Origin of the sequence: Formosa sejongensis (assembly GCF_033447105.1) — a bacterium.
In the GTDB taxonomy this organism is placed as follows: domain Bacteria; phylum Bacteroidota; class Bacteroidia; order Flavobacteriales; family Flavobacteriaceae; genus Formosa.
The window spans coordinates 73,931-95,771 of sequence record NZ_JAWQUN010000018.1; the positions used below are offsets into that span (position 1 = coordinate 73,931).

The 21,841-nt window shown below is 33.1% G+C and carries 8 protein-coding genes; 5 read left to right on the forward strand and 3 right to left on the reverse strand.

Annotated features, from left to right (window positions below):
• Positions 1–10 precede the first annotated feature (10 nt).
• Entirely contained in the window at positions 11–2,629 is a 2,619-nt protein-coding gene (locus tag R6X41_RS15085) for a hypothetical protein (protein WP_318501178.1), read from the forward strand.
• A gap of 34 nt (positions 2,630–2,663) precedes the next feature.
• Here the strand turns inward: R6X41_RS15085 and R6X41_RS15090 are convergent, their stop codons facing one another.
• The 3 genes from R6X41_RS15090 to R6X41_RS15100 all read right to left on the reverse strand — a co-directional run bounded on the left by R6X41_RS15090 (position 2,664) and on the right by R6X41_RS15100 (position 11,430).
• On the reverse strand, positions 2,664–5,180 hold the full coding sequence (locus R6X41_RS15090) for a TonB-dependent receptor plug domain-containing protein (protein WP_318501179.1): 2,517 nt from the start codon (positions 5,178–5,180) through the stop codon (positions 2,664–2,666).
• A 130-nt stretch (positions 5,181–5,310) separates the two neighbouring features.
• On the reverse strand, positions 5,311–7,101 hold the full coding sequence (locus R6X41_RS15095) for an alpha-L-fucosidase (protein ID WP_318501180.1): 1,791 nt from the start codon (positions 7,099–7,101) through the stop codon (positions 5,311–5,313).
• A 210-nt stretch (positions 7,102–7,311) separates the two neighbouring features.
• Positions 7,312–11,430 carry a hybrid sensor histidine kinase/response regulator transcription factor gene (locus R6X41_RS15100; RefSeq protein ID WP_318501181.1) on the reverse strand — a complete coding sequence of 1,373 codons (4,119 nt, stop codon included), beginning with the start codon at positions 11,428–11,430 and terminating at the stop codon, positions 7,312–7,314.
• A gap of 508 nt (positions 11,431–11,938) precedes the next feature.
• On the opposite strand from R6X41_RS15100, the gene R6X41_RS15105 reads away from it, so the two are divergent.
• From R6X41_RS15105 to R6X41_RS15120, 4 genes are all read left to right on the forward strand, one after another.
• Entirely contained in the window at positions 11,939–15,076 is a 3,138-nt protein-coding gene (locus R6X41_RS15105) for a SusC/RagA family TonB-linked outer membrane protein (RefSeq protein WP_318501182.1), read from the forward strand.
• A 37-nt stretch (positions 15,077–15,113) separates the two neighbouring features.
• The gene (locus tag R6X41_RS15110) at positions 15,114–16,643 is read left to right on the forward strand and encodes a RagB/SusD family nutrient uptake outer membrane protein (protein ID WP_318501183.1); all 1,530 of its coding nucleotides are present in this window, start codon (positions 15,114–15,116) and stop codon (positions 16,641–16,643) included.
• Between the two features lie 96 nt (positions 16,644–16,739).
• A complete protein-coding gene (locus R6X41_RS15115) occupies positions 16,740–20,045 on the forward strand; it encodes a VCBS repeat-containing protein (RefSeq protein WP_318501184.1) in 3,306 nt (1,101 codons plus the stop codon).
• A gap of 193 nt (positions 20,046–20,238) precedes the next feature.
• Complete coding sequence (locus R6X41_RS15120; RefSeq protein ID WP_318501185.1) at positions 20,239–21,711, forward strand: vanadium-dependent haloperoxidase; 1,473 nt, start codon at positions 20,239–20,241, stop codon at positions 21,709–21,711.
• Positions 21,712–21,841: the final 130 nt, after the last annotated feature.

Below are 21,841 nucleotides of genomic sequence, written 5' to 3' on the forward strand. Positions count from 1 at the left end.
AATAGAATTTATGATACTCACAAAAAAAACACAAGCATATCTTTTCTTTGGGATTTTAATAGTACTGAATTCATGTAAAAATGTTGATTTTCAGAAACTACCCAAAGAGTTGTACAATAACCAAAGTGATTACTCATATATGTGGTGGATGAAAACCATTAAAACTGGTAATCAGGTTTTTGCTATTAAAACGAATAATTATTCACTTTCGTTTGATTATAAAAATCTTTCTATCCAAAACTTTAGTATTAATAATAGCGATAAACCAGCAGAACACGTTTTAAGAGAAACTAACGCTGAAAGTTTTCCAGAAAAGAACCCGTTTCAATTCAGTTTCGGTTTGAAAAGGAATGGAGAAACAATTTGGTGTACAAATACAAGTGGGCAAGATGATGATTGTCAATTGGTTGAGACTGGAAAATATTTTCAGAGACGTTTTATTACCAATTTACCTGATTTAAAAGGCTGTGATCCATTTAATAGTGGTCTCGAAATTTCTTCATGGCCAGACCGGATTGCTTTTATTTTAAAAGCAATTCCATCATCCGATTTGAATAATTTAGGAATTGAAACTCAGTTTACTTTTCCTGAAGAATACAGTGTATTATTGGACTATGGTCATGTTAAAGCTTTAAAAAATCCTGCTGATGGAAGTGGTTATGTTTTTCTGAAATCTGAGGAGTCTACAAGCATTTCTGTTAATGGTACCAGCGTTAAGGTTTCAATGCAAGAAAAAGCATCTTGTCTAAAGGGAGAAGAATTAAATTCAGGAATAATTATTTATCCTGTTGCTAAAGATATTGACTTAAAAGTTAAGGAGATTTTAGAACTTGAGAGCCAGCCCTTGGTGGTTAAAGCCACTCAAATTACACCAATAAAACATGATTTGGAGGTTGTTTACGATACAGATAAGGCTTGGTATAAAATTCTGCTCAGAAGTGATAAAATCAAAAGTAAAGAAGAACCAGCAGAACCAGGTGAAGGAAATCCCGGGCCACAAACAGAATTGAATAACCGGATGGAACGCGTTGAATTTACTGTAGAAAATCCAACAGCAACAGAAAAAGTACTGCGTTTAAATTTTGAAAAAGGAAGACTTACTGCAAATGGAAGCGCTGTTTTTGGAACACCTGGAATCTCTGCCGTTTTTAGAGATATGGAAGGAAATCCCGTTGGAATCCCAATCCAACTATCAAAAAACTGGCATACAGGAGGACGTTCTGGTGTGGATTCACATTATTTTAGAGGTACTTGGTATCAAGGTTTGAGTATGCTAACTATTCCAGCAAAAACAACCTTATCACTTGAATATACTAGTGTTAACTCATTATGGGGAGGTGTTCCAGCGGCTTCGCATGCCCAACTTTGCTTAATAGGTTGGGGACATAACCAACAATGGGATGAGTCCGCTATTGGTGCCTGGGGCGAAACCATTACTTACGAACCTGATTTGGATCAAACTGGTGCGCCAGTTCTAGATTTTAGACCCCTTTTGGTATCAACACCAAACGGAAAAAAGTGGGCATGGACCGGTAATTTGGGGGGAGCCGATTTTTTCGATTACACGAAATTGGATGGTAATCGTGGTTGGCATAGCCGAATAAGAACGGATTATAAAAGGTACAGTCCCAATTATACAGAAGTTACTTATGCTGGTACAATGGACGATAATACTATGGATTTTGAGTATACAGCCTCCATTGGTCGCTCAGATGATATTACACGTGGTATTTATAAAATCAAATTAAAGGTTTTAGAAGATACTGAATTTAAGGACTTCTCAATTATGGAGATGGCATCTTCTAGGTATCATCATGTAAAATCTAAGAACCTTGCATGGGGCAATGAAACTGGACTAAAAAAGGAATGGAAATCAACAGTTGGAGGAGTACCTCGTTACATCACAGAAAAAGTTCCTGCAGAAGGTAAATATATTTGGTTTTCTTTTAATGATTCAGAGTACACAAGTAAGCAGTTGGAACGTTTTAAGCTTGCAGAAAGAGGGTTTATTATACGTGACTGGAAAGCAAAAATAAATGGTATTGATAATGTTTTACCCTGGTTTTCAGAATACACTACTGATAGTGGTGATTATGGTGATAAGAGTAGCATCATAAAAATTGTGCCTCCTAAGGGGTGTACATCATTTAAAGCTGGTGATTATATTGATGCTACAGTAGAACTTATTATTATACCTTCTAGTAGTGATGATTACTATGGTCCAAATAAAAATTTGGCTACTGCTCTTAATCAAAAAGCTCTTTCGTGGGAAATGACCTATCGTGAAGCTATTGGTAATGATATAGATGTGATAGTTTCAAAAGGCACTTTAATAGATAATTACCCAATTAAAATTGAAGCTGAAGATGATATAGCTCAATTTTCTGTAATTGGAGGTCTTGGTTATGTTCCTTTAACCATCACAAATATTAGTAATTATCGAAATCCTAAATTATTCAGGAAAATAAATGGAGAATGGGTAGAGGTTAACCAAGAGGTGTATGGGAATGATTTTTGGCAAACTGAGTATAATCCAACAAATAGCACTTGGGATATTACTTATAATATTAATTTCGATTCAGATAGTGATGAAAGAGTTAAGGTGGAATTTAAGTTTTTAATTGAATGAAAGCTTTTTTGAGTTTTCTAATTTTTTTGAAAAATTATTCTTCTTCTATCTCAAAACTTTGTAGTGCGCTTATAGCTTGGCCATCCAATGTAATCCCTTCTATTCTTATAAGATAGGTTCCTGAGACATCGCCTGTATAAAAACTAAAGTTGGATGCATCAGAATCACTAATATTAATGTTGGGTAACCAGTGTAATGTGGTTCTATAATCTGCACGGTCATGCTTAGGTTCAGGTAAAGCATAGTTAGTACTAAAAAACTCTCGAGTTTTAGAAAACCCGTTAATTTTAAAGTTGGTTACATTTGGATAGCGTTCTACCTTTTTACTGTCAATGCCTTCTAACACTGATGTATAAGAATAAAATGCAACAACACCATTACCACCACGAGAACCATACATAGCAGCACCGCTTGCTCCTTTAAGCACATCAACAAACATGATTTCACTTGACAATAATGTGTTGATAAATATATAATCTACTGGAGTGCCGTCATAAAGAAAAAGCGGATCTTGACTTCCGTTTAGGCTTCCTATCCCTCTAATATTTACAGTCTGGTCTGGATAACTGCCAGTAATCTGTACACCAGCTATGTTTCTTAGTAAATCTATGGCACTTAGTACACTTCCAATTGCTATAGAATCTCTGAAAATTCTGTTGTCGGCATCTCCATAAAGGGTGAAATTTCTTAATTTTTCATTTATTAATTCTTCACGTGTTTGTTTAACTTTAGCATTGATAATAACCTCGCTGAGTTGGGTGGCCTTAGGGTCGTATTTAAAGTTTTCTATTTTTCTTTTGTAGGCCTGCTCTAAATACTTTTGAGGAAAATTGTATTTTATGGTTTCAATGTAAGATTTAGTTTCTTTATTAAAAGAGGGTTTTGGGAAATCATCTTCTATGTAAATGGCAAGGTCATTTTCTCTTGCTTTTTTACGTATTTCTGTCGGTTTTGCTAGTATCATAGCTTCTAGAGTATCCTGCAATATAAAAGGGCCAAAACTGAATTTACCTTGATAACCTGTGGGTTGTTTTGCTTGATACATGCTCTTATCAAGAATTGTAAAACTGACAAGAGCTGATTTTGGTTGATATTCATTTTCGAAACTAGTGGTTTTGCCGTTTACCATAATTCCTTTCTCGGGCTCAAAATCTAGTGTTTTTGATACTTTGCTATTCAACATATCTTTCCAAATAAACCTACGCCATCCATGGGTAAGCATCAATGCATCCAAAAGATATAATCTTTTCTTGGTTTTTTCTTCAAAAAAATAATTGGCATTAGGAATGGTACCACCAATATCAGAATTCAATAAAAGCCAACTTTTTATACTAGTGCTGTTTTTAGAAAGCCCCGAATTTGTAATCACGCTTGCTGTGAAATTTCCTTGTAATGATTTATCTTCTTTATCGGTAATATTTAGTGCTACCGAAATTGCTTCGCGAGATTTATATCTTTTAGAATTTGTTTTTACTGAAAAGTTTATATCGTTATCAGGATTATTAATAAACACTAACCTTTCGCAAACAGGCTCGCCCTCTGCTGTAAATAAGGTAAAGTTGGCAACGCCATCTTCCATTTTACTGGTTAATAGTTTTAGGGAGTATTTTAAATCCTTCTTTTTTTCAATATGCTTGTAAACAGTGCGTCCTCTAATATGGCCAATTAGCATCGTTCCTTCCAATCCGTTTTGGATATTGGATGCTACTTTTAAAGTAACATATTCGCCAAAGTTTTGAGTACTTAAAGTGTATCCTTTTTCTTTAACATCTGGCAGCAGATATTTTTCTTCATTTCCATTGACTAATATGCTGGCATAGTGGTTTTTATTAATATCTGGGGTGAAATTGGCTTTACCTAGTCCAAATTCATGACTTTCAAAAAGGGATATTGTATTGTTATCTTCGTCTATAATTTTACCTTGCAATGCTATCCCGTTTCCTTTGGAATCATTTATTTTAATACCCAAAACACTTGGTATGCCTGATACAAGGTTACCACCTTCTGGATAAAATGAAATCAGTGGTTTTTTTTGTGTTTCTGAGTTTGTTAATTCTTGTTTTGCTTGTTCTTCTGTATTTGTTTGAACAAAATTGGTAGTTCTAGGAACGTTTATTGAGATAACTTTTGAATATAAAACAAGCTTTTCTTCATTGAGCATGTATTTGGTGTAAGCACGTAACTTATAATTGCCTTGTTCAAAATTTTCAGGGATGTCTATAGCTCCGTCAGTTCCAAAGTCCTGAGAAAAAAGTTTCTGTTTTATTACGGTATTATCATCAGCATTCAATAATTCTAAATACACAAGATTGCTTTTATAAGAAGCGGTATGGGAAATTCCGTTTACAAGAAATATTTTAAACCAAATGGTTTCTCCGGTAATATAAAAATCCTTATCTGTTTGAATATAGGTTTTTTCTGGACTTTGTTTGCTATTATAGATTTCTAACTTGCCTAAAATCGCATCAAAAAAAGTGTTTTCTTGTGAGGTGCTTATTAAACTTTGAAATAAAAAGAAAACTGTAAAAATTAGTTTTAGATACCTCGTCATTTTTACTGTATTTATATATGCCTTGCTTAAGATACAACGTTTTAGACAGTGTTTGGTAATTTTTTAATGCAGTTCTTTATCTAGAATGTTTATTCTCATCAATTTTTTTTAAATTTCAAAAATATAATTACTAATTCACAGGTTTCAAAATCAGAGACCTTAAACTAGATGTTTTAGGGTCGCCTTCTACTAAAGATACGGTAATGGTATGCTCTCCAGCTGTTTTAAACTCTAGAATACCCATATTATAATGTATATATTTTTCTGTGGCAGCTTGTTGATTTTGAACCATTATACCTTCATCTGTAGTCGTTTTCCATACTAATCTATCTTCTCCTTTATATTCCAAATCCAAATAATAATAACCTGGTTTTTGAACATTAACAGTCCAAGATACAGATCCATTATCTTCCCAATTACTTACTTGAAAAACATGTTTCCATTCGCCAAATTTTTCCATCCATTTTACAGTATCTGCTTCAGCATTAGTAACCTCTCCAAATTCAACCAATAGATTGTTTTCAACATTTGGATAAATACCTAAAGGGACATCAACTTTTAGCTCACTCGCTGGGCTGTTTAATTTTAAGTCAATAACAGAGATTACATTATCTGGAGCCTCAATAGGTAAATTGATAATAGTCCAATTGCCATCTTTCGTAAATGTAATGTCATGATTTTTTTTATCATTTAATAAAGATAAAGACTCAATTTCAGCATTTAATCCAGGTAAATATAACTTCCCGTCTTTTGGCCACTCAAAAACAGAAAGATAAAGCGAGTTACCTTTAGTTGTAATGTCTCCCCACGGTAATTTATGTCCCCACGGCGAAGGTCCTGCAGCATAAACAACTTGTGGATATTTCTTAATCCAAGCACCAGTTTCTTCTAAAAACTGTACGCCTATTGCTGGTACTACACCATTAGGATCTGGCCCCACATTAAATAAATAAGAACCTCCTCTGGCCACGGTTTCTATTAATCTACCCACAATTACTTTAGGGCTTTTAAAATTATTATCATACCAAGCAAAAGACCATGAATCGTTATTGGTATCACAAGTTTCCCAAAGTCCAGGAATGTTTTGTGTAGGTACTTCCATGTCGCCTTTACTTGCATAATCTCCCATGCCATGACCAACTCTGCTGCACATCATTGCTGTTGGCTGAAGTTCTCTAACCATGTCTGCTAATTCAACCACATATTCTTTAGGCATGTCTCCGGGTGTATCAAACCAAACGAAATCTATTTGCCCATAATTTGTGCAAATTTCCTTAACCTGTGGTTTGCATTTATTATAAAAATAATCTTTAAAGGTTGCCGCCTTACCATTATCGTATGTACTTGGACCACCTGAGCCGCCTGGAGCTGTCCAGTCTTGATTGTGTGAATAGTAAAAACCAAAGCCTAAACCTAATTCATGGCACGCAGCAGATAGTTCTTTCATGGGGTCGCGAGCAAAGGGCGTAGCATCAACAATATTAAAGTCACTAACTTTGCTGTCAAACATAGCAAAACCTTCGTGGTGCTTACTCGTTATAATGATATACTTCATGCCAGCATCTTTCGCTAATTTTGCTATCTTTTTTGCATCGAAGTTTACAGGATTAAATTCCTTAGCGACTTGCATATACTCGTTAGGTGAGATATTTGCTACTCGTGGATTCATAATCCATTCTCCTATACCATAATAGGTTTTACCATCCCATTTACCAGCTAGATGTGAATATAGCCCCCAGTGTATAAACATTCCAAAATTACCTTCGTCAAATAATTTTCCTTTACCGTTCTTTAAGGCGTCTATAGAAACTTGGTCATCACCCCACATTTCATCCATTCCTTTAGGTTTCTTATTTTGAGAAAAAGACATGTTTGTTAAAAGTGTTGCAATAATAATAAGTAGGATATAATTCTTATTCATGATTTTTATTTTTTGAAAATTTCAAATAATTTGATATGCTTAATTTTTTAATGCAAAAAGAAGTTTGTCATTAATAATAGATGCTGCGAATTACTTGAAAATAAAGAGATTTTAATCTCTCTAATCTTACATTTTCTTGCTTGAATCAACCAATTTCTGCACGGGTGTTCAAAATATAAGTAAGTCTATTTAAAAAAAATGATGAATACTTTAATTGGGGGGATTTTTATCTCTCATATATTCTGATGGAGATACGCCATATAGTTTCTTAAATGATGTGGAAAAATGAGAATTTGATTCGATTCCGATTTGATACATAACCTCTGTTACATTGTAGCCATTGTTGTTTTTTAATAATTCTGCAGCGCGTTGCAATCTAAAATTCCTTAAATAAATACTAGGAACTTGACCGGTTAATTGTTTTAAACGTCTATAAAAATGTGTGGTGCTAAAACCAATTTCTTTTGATAATTCTTCTACGCCAAAATTAGAATCAGCAAGGTTTTTTTCTATGATTTCAATAGTGCTTTTTAGAAATTCTTCATCTCTTTTTAGTATCGTTATCTTTTTTGAGCTTTCAGGAAGTTTACTGTTTTTAGAAAAGTGTTCTTTTATTTGAGCTTTATATTGTATTAACTTAGCTATTCGTAGTTCTAAATGTTTTAAAGAAAACGGTTTACTTATATATTCATCTGCTCCAAATTCTAAGCCTTTAATTAGGTTTTTATCATCTCCAAGTGCCGTTAATAATAAAATGGGTATATGACAAGTGTCAGCATTTGTTTTTATTTTCTCACAAAGTTCATAACCATCCATTTCTGGCATCATAACATCACTAATTATTAAATCAGGTTCCTTTATTTTTATTTTTTCAAAAGCTTCCTTACCATGGTTGGCAATAGAGATGTTGTATTTCTCTGAAAGCGTACTCTTTAGGAAATTTTGAACATCTACTTCATTTTCAACTACTAAAATGGAATATTGTTTTTCTTTTTTAGTATCGTTTAAAACAAGTTCATCATTAATTACATCTGAGGGTAATGGTATCCAGTTTTTAATAAAGGATTTATTTTGACTGTCACTTTTATCAAAATAGGCATCTTTGATATTTTTTGATGGGATGCTTACCGAAAAACGGGTCTCAACACCAGGGGTGCTACTGGCGCTAATATTCCCATCAAGCAGTTTAACCAAGGATTTGCAGAATGCCAAGCCAATACCACCACCACCACTAATATTATCATGACTATTTCCTAATTGATAAAAGCGTTCAAAAATAGTGTCTAAGCTTTCTTTTGGAATTCCTTTTCCTGTGTCAATAACATCTATATTTATTATTTTTTCTCCAGAGACAAAGGTTATTCCTGCTTCAATACTAATATCTCCCTGGGAAGGTGTGTTCTTAAAGGAATTAGACAAAAGGTTAAAAATGATGCGTTCAATTTTCTCAACGTCAATTACAATGTCCTCATTTGGAGTATTTACTTTATAAAAGAAATTTATGTTTCTTTCAATGGCATAATTTTCAAAAGCCTCTGTTATGGGGTAAATAAAATCTCCTAAAGTAGTTTTTACAAGATTAAGATAAACATGACCTTCTTCTGCTTGTCTAAAGGTGATTAATTGGTTTACTAGACTCAATAGTCTTTCAGTATTTTTCTCAACTATGGCTAGGTATTTGTTGTTTTTCGGATCTGCATTATGCTTAAGCATGTGCTCTATAGGACCATGAATGAGTGTTAGAGGAGTACGGAATTCATGTGATAAATTTGTAAAATAGCGAATTTTACCTTGATTAACCGTTTCTATTCTTTCCTTGTCTAGTGTTTCGTACTTAAGGCGTTGTTTTAATCGTTCGTGTCTAAGGAAATAAAGCATGATTCCTGAAGTAATAGCTAAGGCTGAAAGAATAAATACTAAATAACTCCACCAGGTCTTATACCATGGTGGTAAGATCTCAATATATAAATCTTTTGTGGTTTCACCCCAAACATCATCACCATTTGCAGCTTTAATTTTTAACACATAACTACCTGAAGAAAGATTGGTATAGGTAATGGTAGCTTTACCAGATTCGTTGTCTACCCATTGGTCATTGAAGCCTTCTAGTTTATAAGCTAATCTGTTTTTTGAAGGTGTTGTGGTGTGTTGTACAGCAATATTAAATGATATGATTTGTTGATTTTCACTTAAAGAAATACTATCTGTTTCTAAAATAGACTTTTTAAGCACTACTTTGTTGTTCAGTTTTTCTCCAATTTTCACATGTTTATTATTTACTAATAAATGCGATATTAAAACTTTAGGAGGTTGTAGGTTTATTTTAATATTATCAGGTTTAAAAATGGTTAAGCCATTTAATCCGCCAAAATAAAAATAGCCCGTTTTGCTTTTAAAATAAGCAGCTTCTCTAAAGTTGTTTTGTATTAAACCGTCTCTTGCATCATAATTATGAGCAATGTTCTTATCAGTATTAAAATTAACTAAGCCCATATCTGTACTCAGCCATAAATGCGACTCGTCTTGTTGTAGAATAGCATAAATAACATCATCAGGTAATACGTTTTTTTTACTAAAATATTCAATTTTGGTAGGAAGTGCATTTTTGTTTAAATGCATTTTATTGAGGCCACCTCCAAAAGTTCCAATCCATAAATTATCTTTATTATCTTTAAAAAGAGAAAAAATACGATTATTACATAAAGGGAATTTATCGTTTTTATTGTCTGTGTATTTTTGATTAATAATAATGTTTTTACCATTAAATTTAGCATGTAAAAGACCGCCAGTAGTTCCAATCCAAAATGTATTATTTATATCTTTTAAAATACATTGTGCTCTTTCTGGTTTCAAATTGATAACAGACTTTAGATGTAATTCGGGGGTTTTACTTTTTTGAATGTCATGCCATGGGTTTTCTAAAAAAGAAATATAATCTCCAGCAAGTAGTAAATTATTATCATCTATTTGATAAATAGACCGTATTGTACATCGGATATCATTTTCAGAATTTTTGAGAAATACTTTTTTAAAGGTATCCGTTTTTTGATTATAAACGATTAGACCTTGCTCGGTACCAAACCAAATATATCCTTTTTTATCTTCATAAATACATCGTAATATATCATTATGAGCAATAGGAATACGGTTTTCTAAATTTTCAAATTTTAGTTTATCTATAGTTTCGTTGGAAACTTTAGAGGTGCTTCTAACCAAAGGTTTGTTATAACCAGAAAGCCAAAGCATTCCTTTAGAGTCTTCTAAAATAGAGGTTATTAAATTATCAGATATTGATAAAGGATCGAATGGGTTATTAGAATAGTTAATGAAGGTTTTTTGGGTTAGATCTAATTTATTAACGCCTCCATGAGCTGTTCCAATCCATAGCACTTTAAAGTTATCTTGATATAATGTTTTAATGTAAGGACTACTTAATCCCGATTTATTTTTAGAATCATGTGCGTAGTGTTTAAAGGAATCTTGTTCTGGATTGTATTTATATAACCCATCATTACTCGTGCCAATCCAAACTGAACCTGAATCATCTTCAATAAAAGCGGTAACTGCAGGAGATAAATTAGGAGCGTCTTGCGTATTTAAATGTCTATACGTTTTAAGAACATGAATTCTATTAGCCTCAAATGTTGTTTTAAGAATATCCGTTTTAGAACCAACCCAAAGAATGTTTTTAGTGTCTAAAAATATTTTAGTAATCTCATTTTCAATAGTATTATAATTGGAAATAGATATGTTTTCTATTGATTCTTGAAATGAGTTTTCCTTAAAAGACATTTTTTTCAACCCAGTTAAAGTTCCTAAAATCATTTCATTATCTTCTTTAAATAGAAAATCATTGATTTCTAGAGGTTCAATATGTGACTTTATAACATTATCGGAAACTTGAAAAATTCCCTTTTCAATATCAGTTGTGTTACAAAAAAATAATTCATTAAGGCCAGAAAACCAAATTCGCCCATTAGATTCAGATGCTATTTTATTTATAGAGAGTTTATTTAATAATGGGACGGTATAAAACTTTTCAGCCCAAGGTATGTACACGCTAAGCCCTTGATTTGTACCAATCCATAACACACCAGTAGTATCAATGTATAAATATGTAATAATATTACTTATAAGGTTGCCATTAGTGTTTGAGGTATTGAATGTCTTAAACTCATAACCATCATATCTAATAAGTCCATTTGGTGTTCCATACCATAAAAAGCCATAATGATCTTGTGTAATGGTATTTATTGAATTTTGATTAAAACCCTCTGTATTCGAAAATTTTTCAAAATTTTGAGAAAACACGCAATATGAATGCGTCATACTAAATAGTCCAATTTCAAGTATGAGTATTAGAATTAGTAGCTTAGTATATTTTCTCATAAATTAAATTCTCGCTTTTTAAATTAGCTTAGTTGATCAAATATATAATTAAAAAAGGAATTTATTCAGAGGTGCTACCTGTTCTAATACTCTTCTTTTTTTTGTGAAATCCTTTTTATTTTCTATAAGGAAAGACGCATATTTAAGTGGTTATCTATTCTGTAAATGTGAGTATTGTCATATACAACCTTAATTGTTACCCTAAATTCAAATAATTAAATTAAACAGTAAGCGGTTGTGTTATTCTTGCAATCGGCATGTTGTCTATAAACAAGTAAATGATTGAAATAAGCAAAATTATAAACAAACAATTGAAATAAGCAAAAGAATGTTAGATATGAGGTAGTTGAAAAAGAATAAAATCTTGTTCTTAGCGCCATGGTTTTTTTGCAATTTCTGAAGTAAAATAAACTGAATACAACTAACTTAATTTTTAAACCAAAAGTAAATGAAACAAAAAACAACTTTATGGAAATTTCTAAGCTACGAGCTTATTGATTTCAAACTTAAAACGAGTATCGCTCTGCTTCTCATGTATATAATGGTAGGTAGTACCGTTGTAAACGCGAGTGTCGTTATGGATTATAAATTGGATTCAAATGTACAGGATCCTAAAGTTACTGGATCCATAGTTGACCAGACAGGAATGCCTATGGGAGGTGTTAATGTGCTTGTTGCAGGTACTAGCAGGGGAGCACTAAGTGATTTTGATGGTAATTATGAAATTTCAGCTCAAAAAGGTGAAGTGCTTACGTTTTCTTATGTAGGCATGAAATCAATTTCTGTAACAGTAGGAAGTGAATCAACTGTTAATGTTAAAATGGAAGAAGATCAGTCTCAGTTAGATGAGGTTGTTATAGTAGGTTATGGTACCCAAAAGAAGTCGGATTTAACAGGAGCAATAAGTACGTTGTCAGGGAAAGGCTTAGATAAATTACAAGTATCTGATGCATCTCAATTGTTGTTAGGAAGAATGACAGGGGTTAACGTTGAGGCAGTAGGAGGTAGTCCTGGAGCAAATACAAATATTGTGATTAGAGGTGTTTCATCATTGTCAAATTCTAATCCATTATTTGTTATTGATGGTATGTTTACAGATAATATGGATTTTTTAAATCCATCTGATATTAAATCTATTGAGGTTTTAAAAGATGCATCTGCAGCAGCCATTTTTGGATCTAGAGCAGCTAATGGTGTTATCATTATTTCAACAAATAATGGTAGTGGGGTTGATGGTGTTTATGTTGATATAGAAACAAGCTATGGTATGCAATCTCAAATAAAAGGCCTAGATTGGTTAACAGGAGCAGAATATGCAAATCTAAGAAATGAATTAACTATTGCCGACACTCCTGAAGGACAACAACCTAATTTTTTGCCGGGCTTTAATGAAGATTTAGATCCTTCTGTTAACACCATTATTGAGGATATAGCAATTTCAGATGCACCAGTTAAAAATGTTGGAGCTAAGGTATATGGGTCTTCTGGAGTTGTGAATTATAATATTTCGGCAAATTGGTTTGATCAAGAAGGTATTATTATAGCCTCAGATTTTGATAGAAAAACCTTTCGAGCTAATATGGGCTTAGAAAAAGGAAAGTTAAAGATTAATGAAAGTCTTACGTTATCAAATACGTATAGAACGATAAATTCAATATGGAACTTAGGGAATAATATATTACCAACAATACCATTATATAATCCAGATAATGACGGTGGATTCGGAGGAGCAACAGAAGAACTGTTTGATTATGATGGAAATAACCATATTGGAAGAGCTCTTCTTCAAGACCGTCATCAAACAAAGGACAATCTTTTAGGAAACTTAAGTGTTAGTTATGAGTTTTTTGAAGGTTTTAATGCAAACGTAAATATGGGGCTTCAAGTTTCTAATACTTTAGATTATACTTTTATGCCTACTTTTTATATTTCAGACGCTATAAATGCATTTGCAAATAATGCTGAATTAATTGAAAACACAACCGATTATGTTAGTCAACTTATAGAAGGTACGATTAGTTATAAGAAATCAATAGAAGAGCATTCATTTGATTTGCTTGCGGGAGCTACTTCTCTAAAAGATCAGACTGACCAAGATGTTACATGGGTTTCGGGATTTCCTTCAAATGATATCAGACAAATAAGTGCTGCTAGTACTATAGTGCAAGTGCAAGGAACAGAAACAATTAGTACTTTGCAGTCTCTTTTTGGAAGGGTTAATTATAATTATGCAAGTAAATACTTTTTAAGTGCTACTATACGTAGAGATGGTTCATCTAGATTTTCTGAAGAAAATAGATATGGAACCTTTCCTTCAATATCTGGAGCTTGGACATTATCCAAAGAGAACTTTTTAGCAGATAATAATGTCGTAAACAACTTGAAGCTTAGAGGAAGTTACGGAGAGTTAGGTTCTCAAAATATTTTAGATTACGCATATATTCCTACTCTTAATATTAATAGTGATGCTGTTTTTGGTACCGGGCAAAATAGGGTTCCGGGTGTTTCTCAAACCGTTTTTGCAAACCCTAATCTTGTTTGGGAAACAACAAAGACCTATGATATTGGTTTAGATTTGACAATGTTTGATTATAAATTTACTTTAACTGCTGATTATTTTAATAAAGTATCAGAAAATATATTAGTGTCTCTTAGAATACCTCCATCTTCTGGAACGAATACACCTGTAGCTCAAAATGCTGCATCAATAAAAAATACAGGTTTGGAACTTATGGGTACTTATAGTGATCAAATTGGAGATTTGAGTTTTGATATATCAGCGAATGTGACATTTCTTAATAATGAAGTTTTATCGTTAGGTGAAAATATTGCTCCAATTACAGCAGGAACTGGGTCGACAGAAAATCAAACGCGTACAGCTGCAGGTGATGAAGTCGCTAGTTATTATGGTTATAATGTGATTGGTATTTATCAAACTGAAGAAGAAATAGCTAATTCTACCAATGCAGACCCTAATGCGCAACCTGGAGATTTTATTTATGAAGATCTTGATAACAGTGGCGCATTAACCACCGACGATCAAAAAGTATTAGGGAGCTATATTCCAGAATTTCAGTATGGGTTCACAATTAATGCAAATTATAAAAATTGGGACATCAATATGATTTTTAATGGTGTTCATGGGAATGAAATATATAATCAAGGTAAGGGTAGAAATTTATTGGAACTTACTAGTAATATGACGAGAGAAGCTCTTGATTACTGGACACCTGAAAATAGGGATGCCAGTTTACCAAGAATCGGAGGAGGAGCTAACAATGCCAGACCTAGCTCTTTTTATGTGGAAAGTGGAGCGTATTTTAGACTTAGAAATATCCAGATAGGATATACCCTTCCAGAAGAATTATTAGAGAAAATAAAGGTTAGAAAAATAAGATTTTATGCATCTGCCCAAAATTTGTTTACAATTACTAATTATTCAGGTTACTACCCAGAAATAGGTAGAAGTCAGGATAATGAACTTTTGGTTGTAGATAATAATAATTTACTCTTCTATTCTGGGGTCGATCAATCTGCATACCCGCCTTCAAGAACAATTATTATGGGATTACAATTTGGATTTTAATTTAAAGGCTTTTTAACTAATAAAAAAAACAAATAAAATGAAAAAATATATAGTATCATTTTTCTGCTTCATATTCCTTTTAGGGTGTGAAAAGGATTTACTCGATCAAACAAACCCGAATACATTAACTCCAGATAATTTTTGGAAAACAGAAGCTGATGCTACTTCGGGAATAATAGGAGCTTATAGTCCAATGTCTACTGTGTTTTACCATGGTAGAATATGGTATATCGTTGAGTTACAGAGGTCTGATGAAATTGTAAATCCAGGAACTATTGGTGGCGGTTTGTATCTTTTTAATGCAAATCCTAGCGACGGAAATTATGCAAATGCATTCTCAGAAATGTGGAAGGTGATTTTTAGAGCGAATCAGGTTTTACAAAATGTACCTAATATTGAAATGGATGCCACTTATAAAGATAATATTTTAGGAGAAGCCTATTTCTTGAGAGCGATAAATTATTTTGTATTAGTGAATCATTTTAAGAATGTGCCTTTGGTAACAATACCAGCTGGAAGTTTGGCAGAAACTCAACAACCACCAGTAGATTCAAGTTTAATTTATGATCAAATAAAAGCAGATCTTAATTCAGCCATTCCTTTATTGCCAACTTCTTGGGATGAAATTAATAAGGGACGTATCACGAAAGGAGCTGCTTCAGCACTTTTGGGAAAAACGCATTTGTACTTGGAAGATTGGGAAGAAGCAGTAAGCGAATTTAATAAGATAATAGCTGGTACTTATGGCAATTTTGACTTAATGCCAAACTATGGAGATAATTTCCTTGAATCTACGGAGAACAATATGGAGTCTCTGTTTGAAATACAATTTGATAATACAGGAGCTTGGAGTGCTGGTTGGGGTTCTGATGTGCCTTCAACGGCTAGATTTAGTTCTTTTGATCGAGATTGGACAACTTACTGGATAAATCCATTTGTTTTAGATTTGTTCTTGAAAGAGACTACAAATAGCGGTGCTATAGATCCAAGAGCTTTCGAAACCATTGTTTGGAATTATCCAGATGCTGAGTACTTTAATGGGGATTTGTTTGCAAATAAGTTTGCTAATGAAATTGCAAATCATGAAGCAGATCCAACTACAGTGAGAAGGCCAATAAGAGCAGCTAAGTATGTGGAACCTTTCAGCGGAGGACCAACACCAGCTTTTTTTACAAATGGAAACAATAAAAGGATTATTCGATTAGCAGATGTATTATTAATGCATGCAGAAGCCGAAAATGAAGCTAATGGACCAACAGTATCTGCATATACATCAATTAATAGAGTACGTGCTAGAGTTGATATGCCTAATATTCCTGAAAATTTGTCTAAAGAAGATTTTAGACAACGTGTGCGTGATGAAAGAGTATTAGAACTTTGTAATGAGTCCCAAAGACCTTTAGATTTACAAAGATGGGGAATGATTCCAAGTAGATTTGAAAACGATCCTTCTTTAAGAAATGAAAAAACTAATTATGTGCCAGGGAGAGAATATTTTCCTATTCCACAAATTGAAATTGATACAAACCCAGCTTATGAAGGTAAGCAGAACGAAGGATATCAATAATTGTATGAGTTAGTTTAGTTTTTTATTTAGTAATTCTAAAAAGGGAGCCATTAATTTTAATGACTCCCTTTTTTTTCCTATTTTAGATTGTAAATGATGAGATACCACAAAAAAAATAATAGTTTTAAAATAGCACTTTTTTCAATTTGTATTTTAATAGCATCTTGCACATCAAAAAGTGAAAAGAGTCAGACTGCTTTTTTAGAAATAACAGCAAACACTAGCAATATTTTATTTTCCAATACAATAACAGATAATGATTCTTTAACGTATTCTAAATTTCCATACATATATAATGGGGGAGGTGTAGCCATAGGAGATATTAATAATGATGGCTTGTCCGATGTTTTTTTTACAGGAAACATGGTGCCAAATAAACTTTACCTTAATAAAGGTAACCTGAAATTTGATGATATTTCAGATAAGGCGGGTGTTTCAGGAGATAGCAGATGGTACACTGGTGTTGCCATGACAGATATTAATAATGATGGGTTTTTAGATATTTATCTATCTGTGTCTGGAGTGGGTACTCATACTGAAAATCAACTTTTAATTAATAATGGCGATAATACATTCACTGAATCTGCATCGAAGTATGGTATTAATGATAGCTCTAATTCCATTCAATCTACATTTTTTGATTACGATAATGATGGTGATATTGATTTGTTTGTTGCAAACTATCCAGCTGTACCAATTAGTCAAGGTAATATGTTTTATGATGCAAAAATGAAGGAAAATAACCTAAGAGAAAGCGGTCATCTTTACAGAAATGATGGTAATGGGAATTTTTCAAATGTCACACAAGAAGCTGGTGTTCAGAATTTTGGACTTACTTTAGGTCTCATTGCATCTGATTTTAACAATGACGGCTGGCAGGATTTATACCTTTCAAACGATTTTAATGTCCCTGATTATTTTTATATAAACAATCAAGATGGCACGTTTAAAGAAGTGCTTAAAGAGGCAACCGGACATGTGTCCATGTTTGCTATGGGTATTGACGCGTCTGATTTTAATAATGATGGTTTAACAGATTTAATACAGGTAGAAATGTCTCCAGAAGACTATGTTCGCGCTCGTGTTAATATGGCTAGTATGAACCCTCAACAGTTTGAAGAAGCTGTAAGTGTTGGATTTCATTATCAATACATGCAAAATAGTTTGCAGTTGAATAATGGTGTTAATGAAAACAATATTCCAATAATGAGTGAGATTTCAAGATTTGCAAATATGGCTTCGACAGACTGGAGTTGGTCAACACTTTTTGCAGATTTAGATAATGATGGCTGGAAAGATATTTATATTACCAACGGAATGAAGCGCGATGTAAATGATAATGATGTTAATAACAAAGTAAACCCTACGTCTTTTAAACAAGCTTTTAATATCGAAATTACAGATTACCCTAGCGAACCAATAGCTAATTATGTTTATAGAAATATGGGAGGTATCGAATTTGAGAAAAAAGGTAATGATTGGGGCTTAGATTTTGAGGGTTTTTCTAATGGTATGGCTTATGGTGATTTAGATAATGATGGCGATTTAGATTTAGTAATCAATAATATAGATAAGCAAGCGTCTTTGTTTAAAAATGAAACCACAGGTACTAACTATTTGAGAGTTGCTTTAAAAGGACCTGATAAGAACCCTTTAGCGTTGGGAGCAAAAGTCAGTTTGTTAAGTAATCAAAATACACAAACGCAAGAAATGACTTTAACAAGAGGTTTCCAATCTAGTATGGAACCTATTTTGCATTTTGGCTTGGGTGCTAACCCCGATATAAATAAAATAAAAGTATTATGGCCAGATGGAACTGAACAGGTTATTAAGAACCCAAAATCAAATCAATTATTGGTTTTGGAGCATTCAAATAATACTGGTGAAGTTTCGAGAGTAGCGCCAAGTACTTCTTTGTTTAATGATATAACGACGGCTTCAAAAATAAACTTTAAGCATTCTGAAGATTTATATGATGATTATCAATCTGAACCTCTTTTGCCTTATAAATATTCTATGCTAGGCGGTGCTCTTGCAGTTGGAGATGCAAATGGAGATGGATTGGAAGACTTTTTTGCAGGTAATGCTACGGGAAGTAAAAGTATGCTATACCTTCAAAATAATGATGGAACGTTTACAGAACTGGACGGGCCATGGCTAAAAGATGTAAATCAAGAAGATATTAGTGCTGTTTTTTATGATTTTGATAATGATGGTGATCAAGACTTATATGTTGCTAGTGGAGGTAGTTTAAATCAAGATTTAACGGATCGTTTATATCTTAATACAGAAGAAGGTTTTATAAAATCAAAATCGTCATTACCACAAACAGCTATTTCTACAAAAGCCATCGCAATTTGTGATTTTGATAAGGATGGTTTAATGGACTTATTTGTTGGAGGGCGTAATGTTCCTGGAAAGTATCCAGTTCCTGCAACAAGTGTGCTTTTAAGAAATTTAGGAGGTAAAAATCAAGATTTAAAATTTGAAATAGTTAAATCTCCATTTGGTGAAGATTCAGATAAAATAGGAATGGTTACTGATGCGGTTTGGGCTGATTTAGATGGTGATTCTTGGGAAGAATTAATCTTAACAGGAGAATGGATGCCTATTACAGTATATCAAAATAATAAGGGACATTTGACTAATAAAACAGAAGACTATGGATTTGAAAATACCAAAGGATGGTGGTATTCATTACATGTAACAGATGTTGATAATGATGGCGATTTAGATATTGTAGCCGGTAATCTTGGGTTGAACTATAAATATAAATCTAAACCAGATTCCCCTTTTGAAGTGTATTCTGCCGATTTTGATGAAAATGGTTCAAACGATATCGTTTTTACATATAATAAAAAAGGAAAACAAGTGCCTCTTAGAGGTCGTGAATGTTCCTCGCAACAAGTACCTGCTATTGCTAAACGTTATAAAACATTTAGAGAATTTGCTAAAGCAGATTTACAAGATATTTATGGACAAGGACCACTAAGTAAGGCATTGCATTATAAAACAGATACTTTCGCACATCTTTGGTTTGAAAATAAAAATGGAAATAGCTTTTTGCCACATGAATTACCTGTAAAGTCACAATTATCATCAGTAAATAGTATAGCATCAATTGATTATAATAATGATGAGTATCAAGATTTACTTTTGTTTGGAAATTTATATCAAGCCGAAGCAGAAACGCCTAAGTCAGATGCTGGCCTAGGTCTTGTTTTAATTGGGTCTGCAGATGGCTTTTCCGATGTATCACAACAAGAAAGTGGTTTGTTTTTTAGAGATGATATAAAGAACATAAGGTCAATTAAGCTTACAAATGGGGAAATAGGATATTTGTTAGGAGCAAATAATAATACGCTTAAACTCATATCATTTAACCAAGAGGGCTCTAATTAAAATTATTAAAGATTGAAAATTGGCAAAATTATTCTTACTCTCAGAATGGTAGATAATCTATTCAAAATGAGTGATGTAATTTTGCTGTTCAATTTTAACTCATATCTAGATATTTAATTAAGTAGTATTTATATACTATAATAATTGTTGATGTTGTGTGTCATACAAAAAACAATTCGAAATCAAAATAAATATGAAAAAAACAATTTTACTTTTCATTACTTCTCTAATCCTTTTTGGCTGTAAAGAGGCTCAAAATAAAAAGAAACATCAAAGTTTATCAGAAATAGCTGAACCCAAAGGAGTTGAAAATTTTGCTTATAAATGGGGACAAATGGCATTGACCGCCCAAGCCAATGATACTGAAAAATTCAAACCAAGACCGACTATCACTTCTCGGTATTTGGGTTTGATATTTGTTTCTGTATTTGATGCTTGGTCGATGTATGACGAAAAAGCTGTTCCTGTTTATCTTGAAGGCGTTGATAAAAGACCATCAAAAGAACAGACCTTAAAAAATAAAGAAATTGCCATTAGTTATGCCGCATTTGGAGCAATGAATGAATACTATTTTTCAGATAAACCATTGTTTGCGGAATTTATGAAAGAATTGGGTTTAGACCCAACGAACAAATCATTAGACCCTACAACGCCTGAGGGTATTGGTAATTTAGCTGCAAAAGCAGTAATTGAAGCTCGAAAAGGAGACGGCTCTAATCAATATGGTGAAGAAGCTAGTTCCAATGGTGAACCATATTTTAATTATGTTGGATACGAGCCTGTTAATTCTGCTGATAAAAATGTTGACCCTAACCGCTGGCAACCTAAGTATTTTTCGGACGGGAAAGGTGGAAAATTTACACCTGAGTGTTTAACACCATTTTGGGACAAGGTTAAACCTATTGCCTTAAAATCAGGAGACCAATTTCGACCCGGACCTCCTCCAATGATTGGTTCAGAACAACTGGAAAAAGAAGTTCGAGAAGTTATAGAATTACAATATAACCTAACAGACTATCAAAAAGCATTGGTAGAGTTTATGCGAGATGGTCCACAATCTGTACAACAAGCGGGGCATTGGTTAAAGTTTGCTCAAGATGTTTCTCGAAGAGATAACCATACACTTGATGAAGATGTGAAAATGTACTTCTTTAACCAAGTAGTTGCTATGGATGCTTTCATAGCTTCTTGGGATTCAAAAATGTATTATGATTATGCCAGACCCTATGCATTGGTTCACCAATATTATGATAAACAAAAAATAAAAGCTTGGGGTGGTGAAGGAAAAGGTATGATTGAAATAGACGGAAAAAAATGGAGACCCTATTCGCCAGATACCTTTTTATGTCCTCCATTTCCGAGTTATACTTCAGGGCACAGCACGATTAGTGGAGGTTGTGCAGAAGCTTTGAAAATGTGGACTGGAAGTGAGGAATTTGGTTCAGAGGCGAAGTTAGTTGCAGGAGCGATGACAGAACCTGATAATTTAGGCGATACAATTACTTTGAAATTTCCAACATTCACAGAGACAGCAGAAATGGCAGGTATCTCAAGGGTTTTGGGTGGTTATCACATTCAGTCGGATAATATAGCTGGACTAGAATTAGGAAGAAATGTGGCAAAGGAAACATGGAAGTTTTACAAAAAACATATAGGAGAAGAATAACGACACACAACAAAGTACTGTGGTAAAAAACAAGTAAAAACTCATTAATTTTTCACTAAAACACTTCTATAATTATTATCATAGGTTAATCCTGATTTTGCTATGGCAAAAGCCTGTTTTAAGAGCTTAT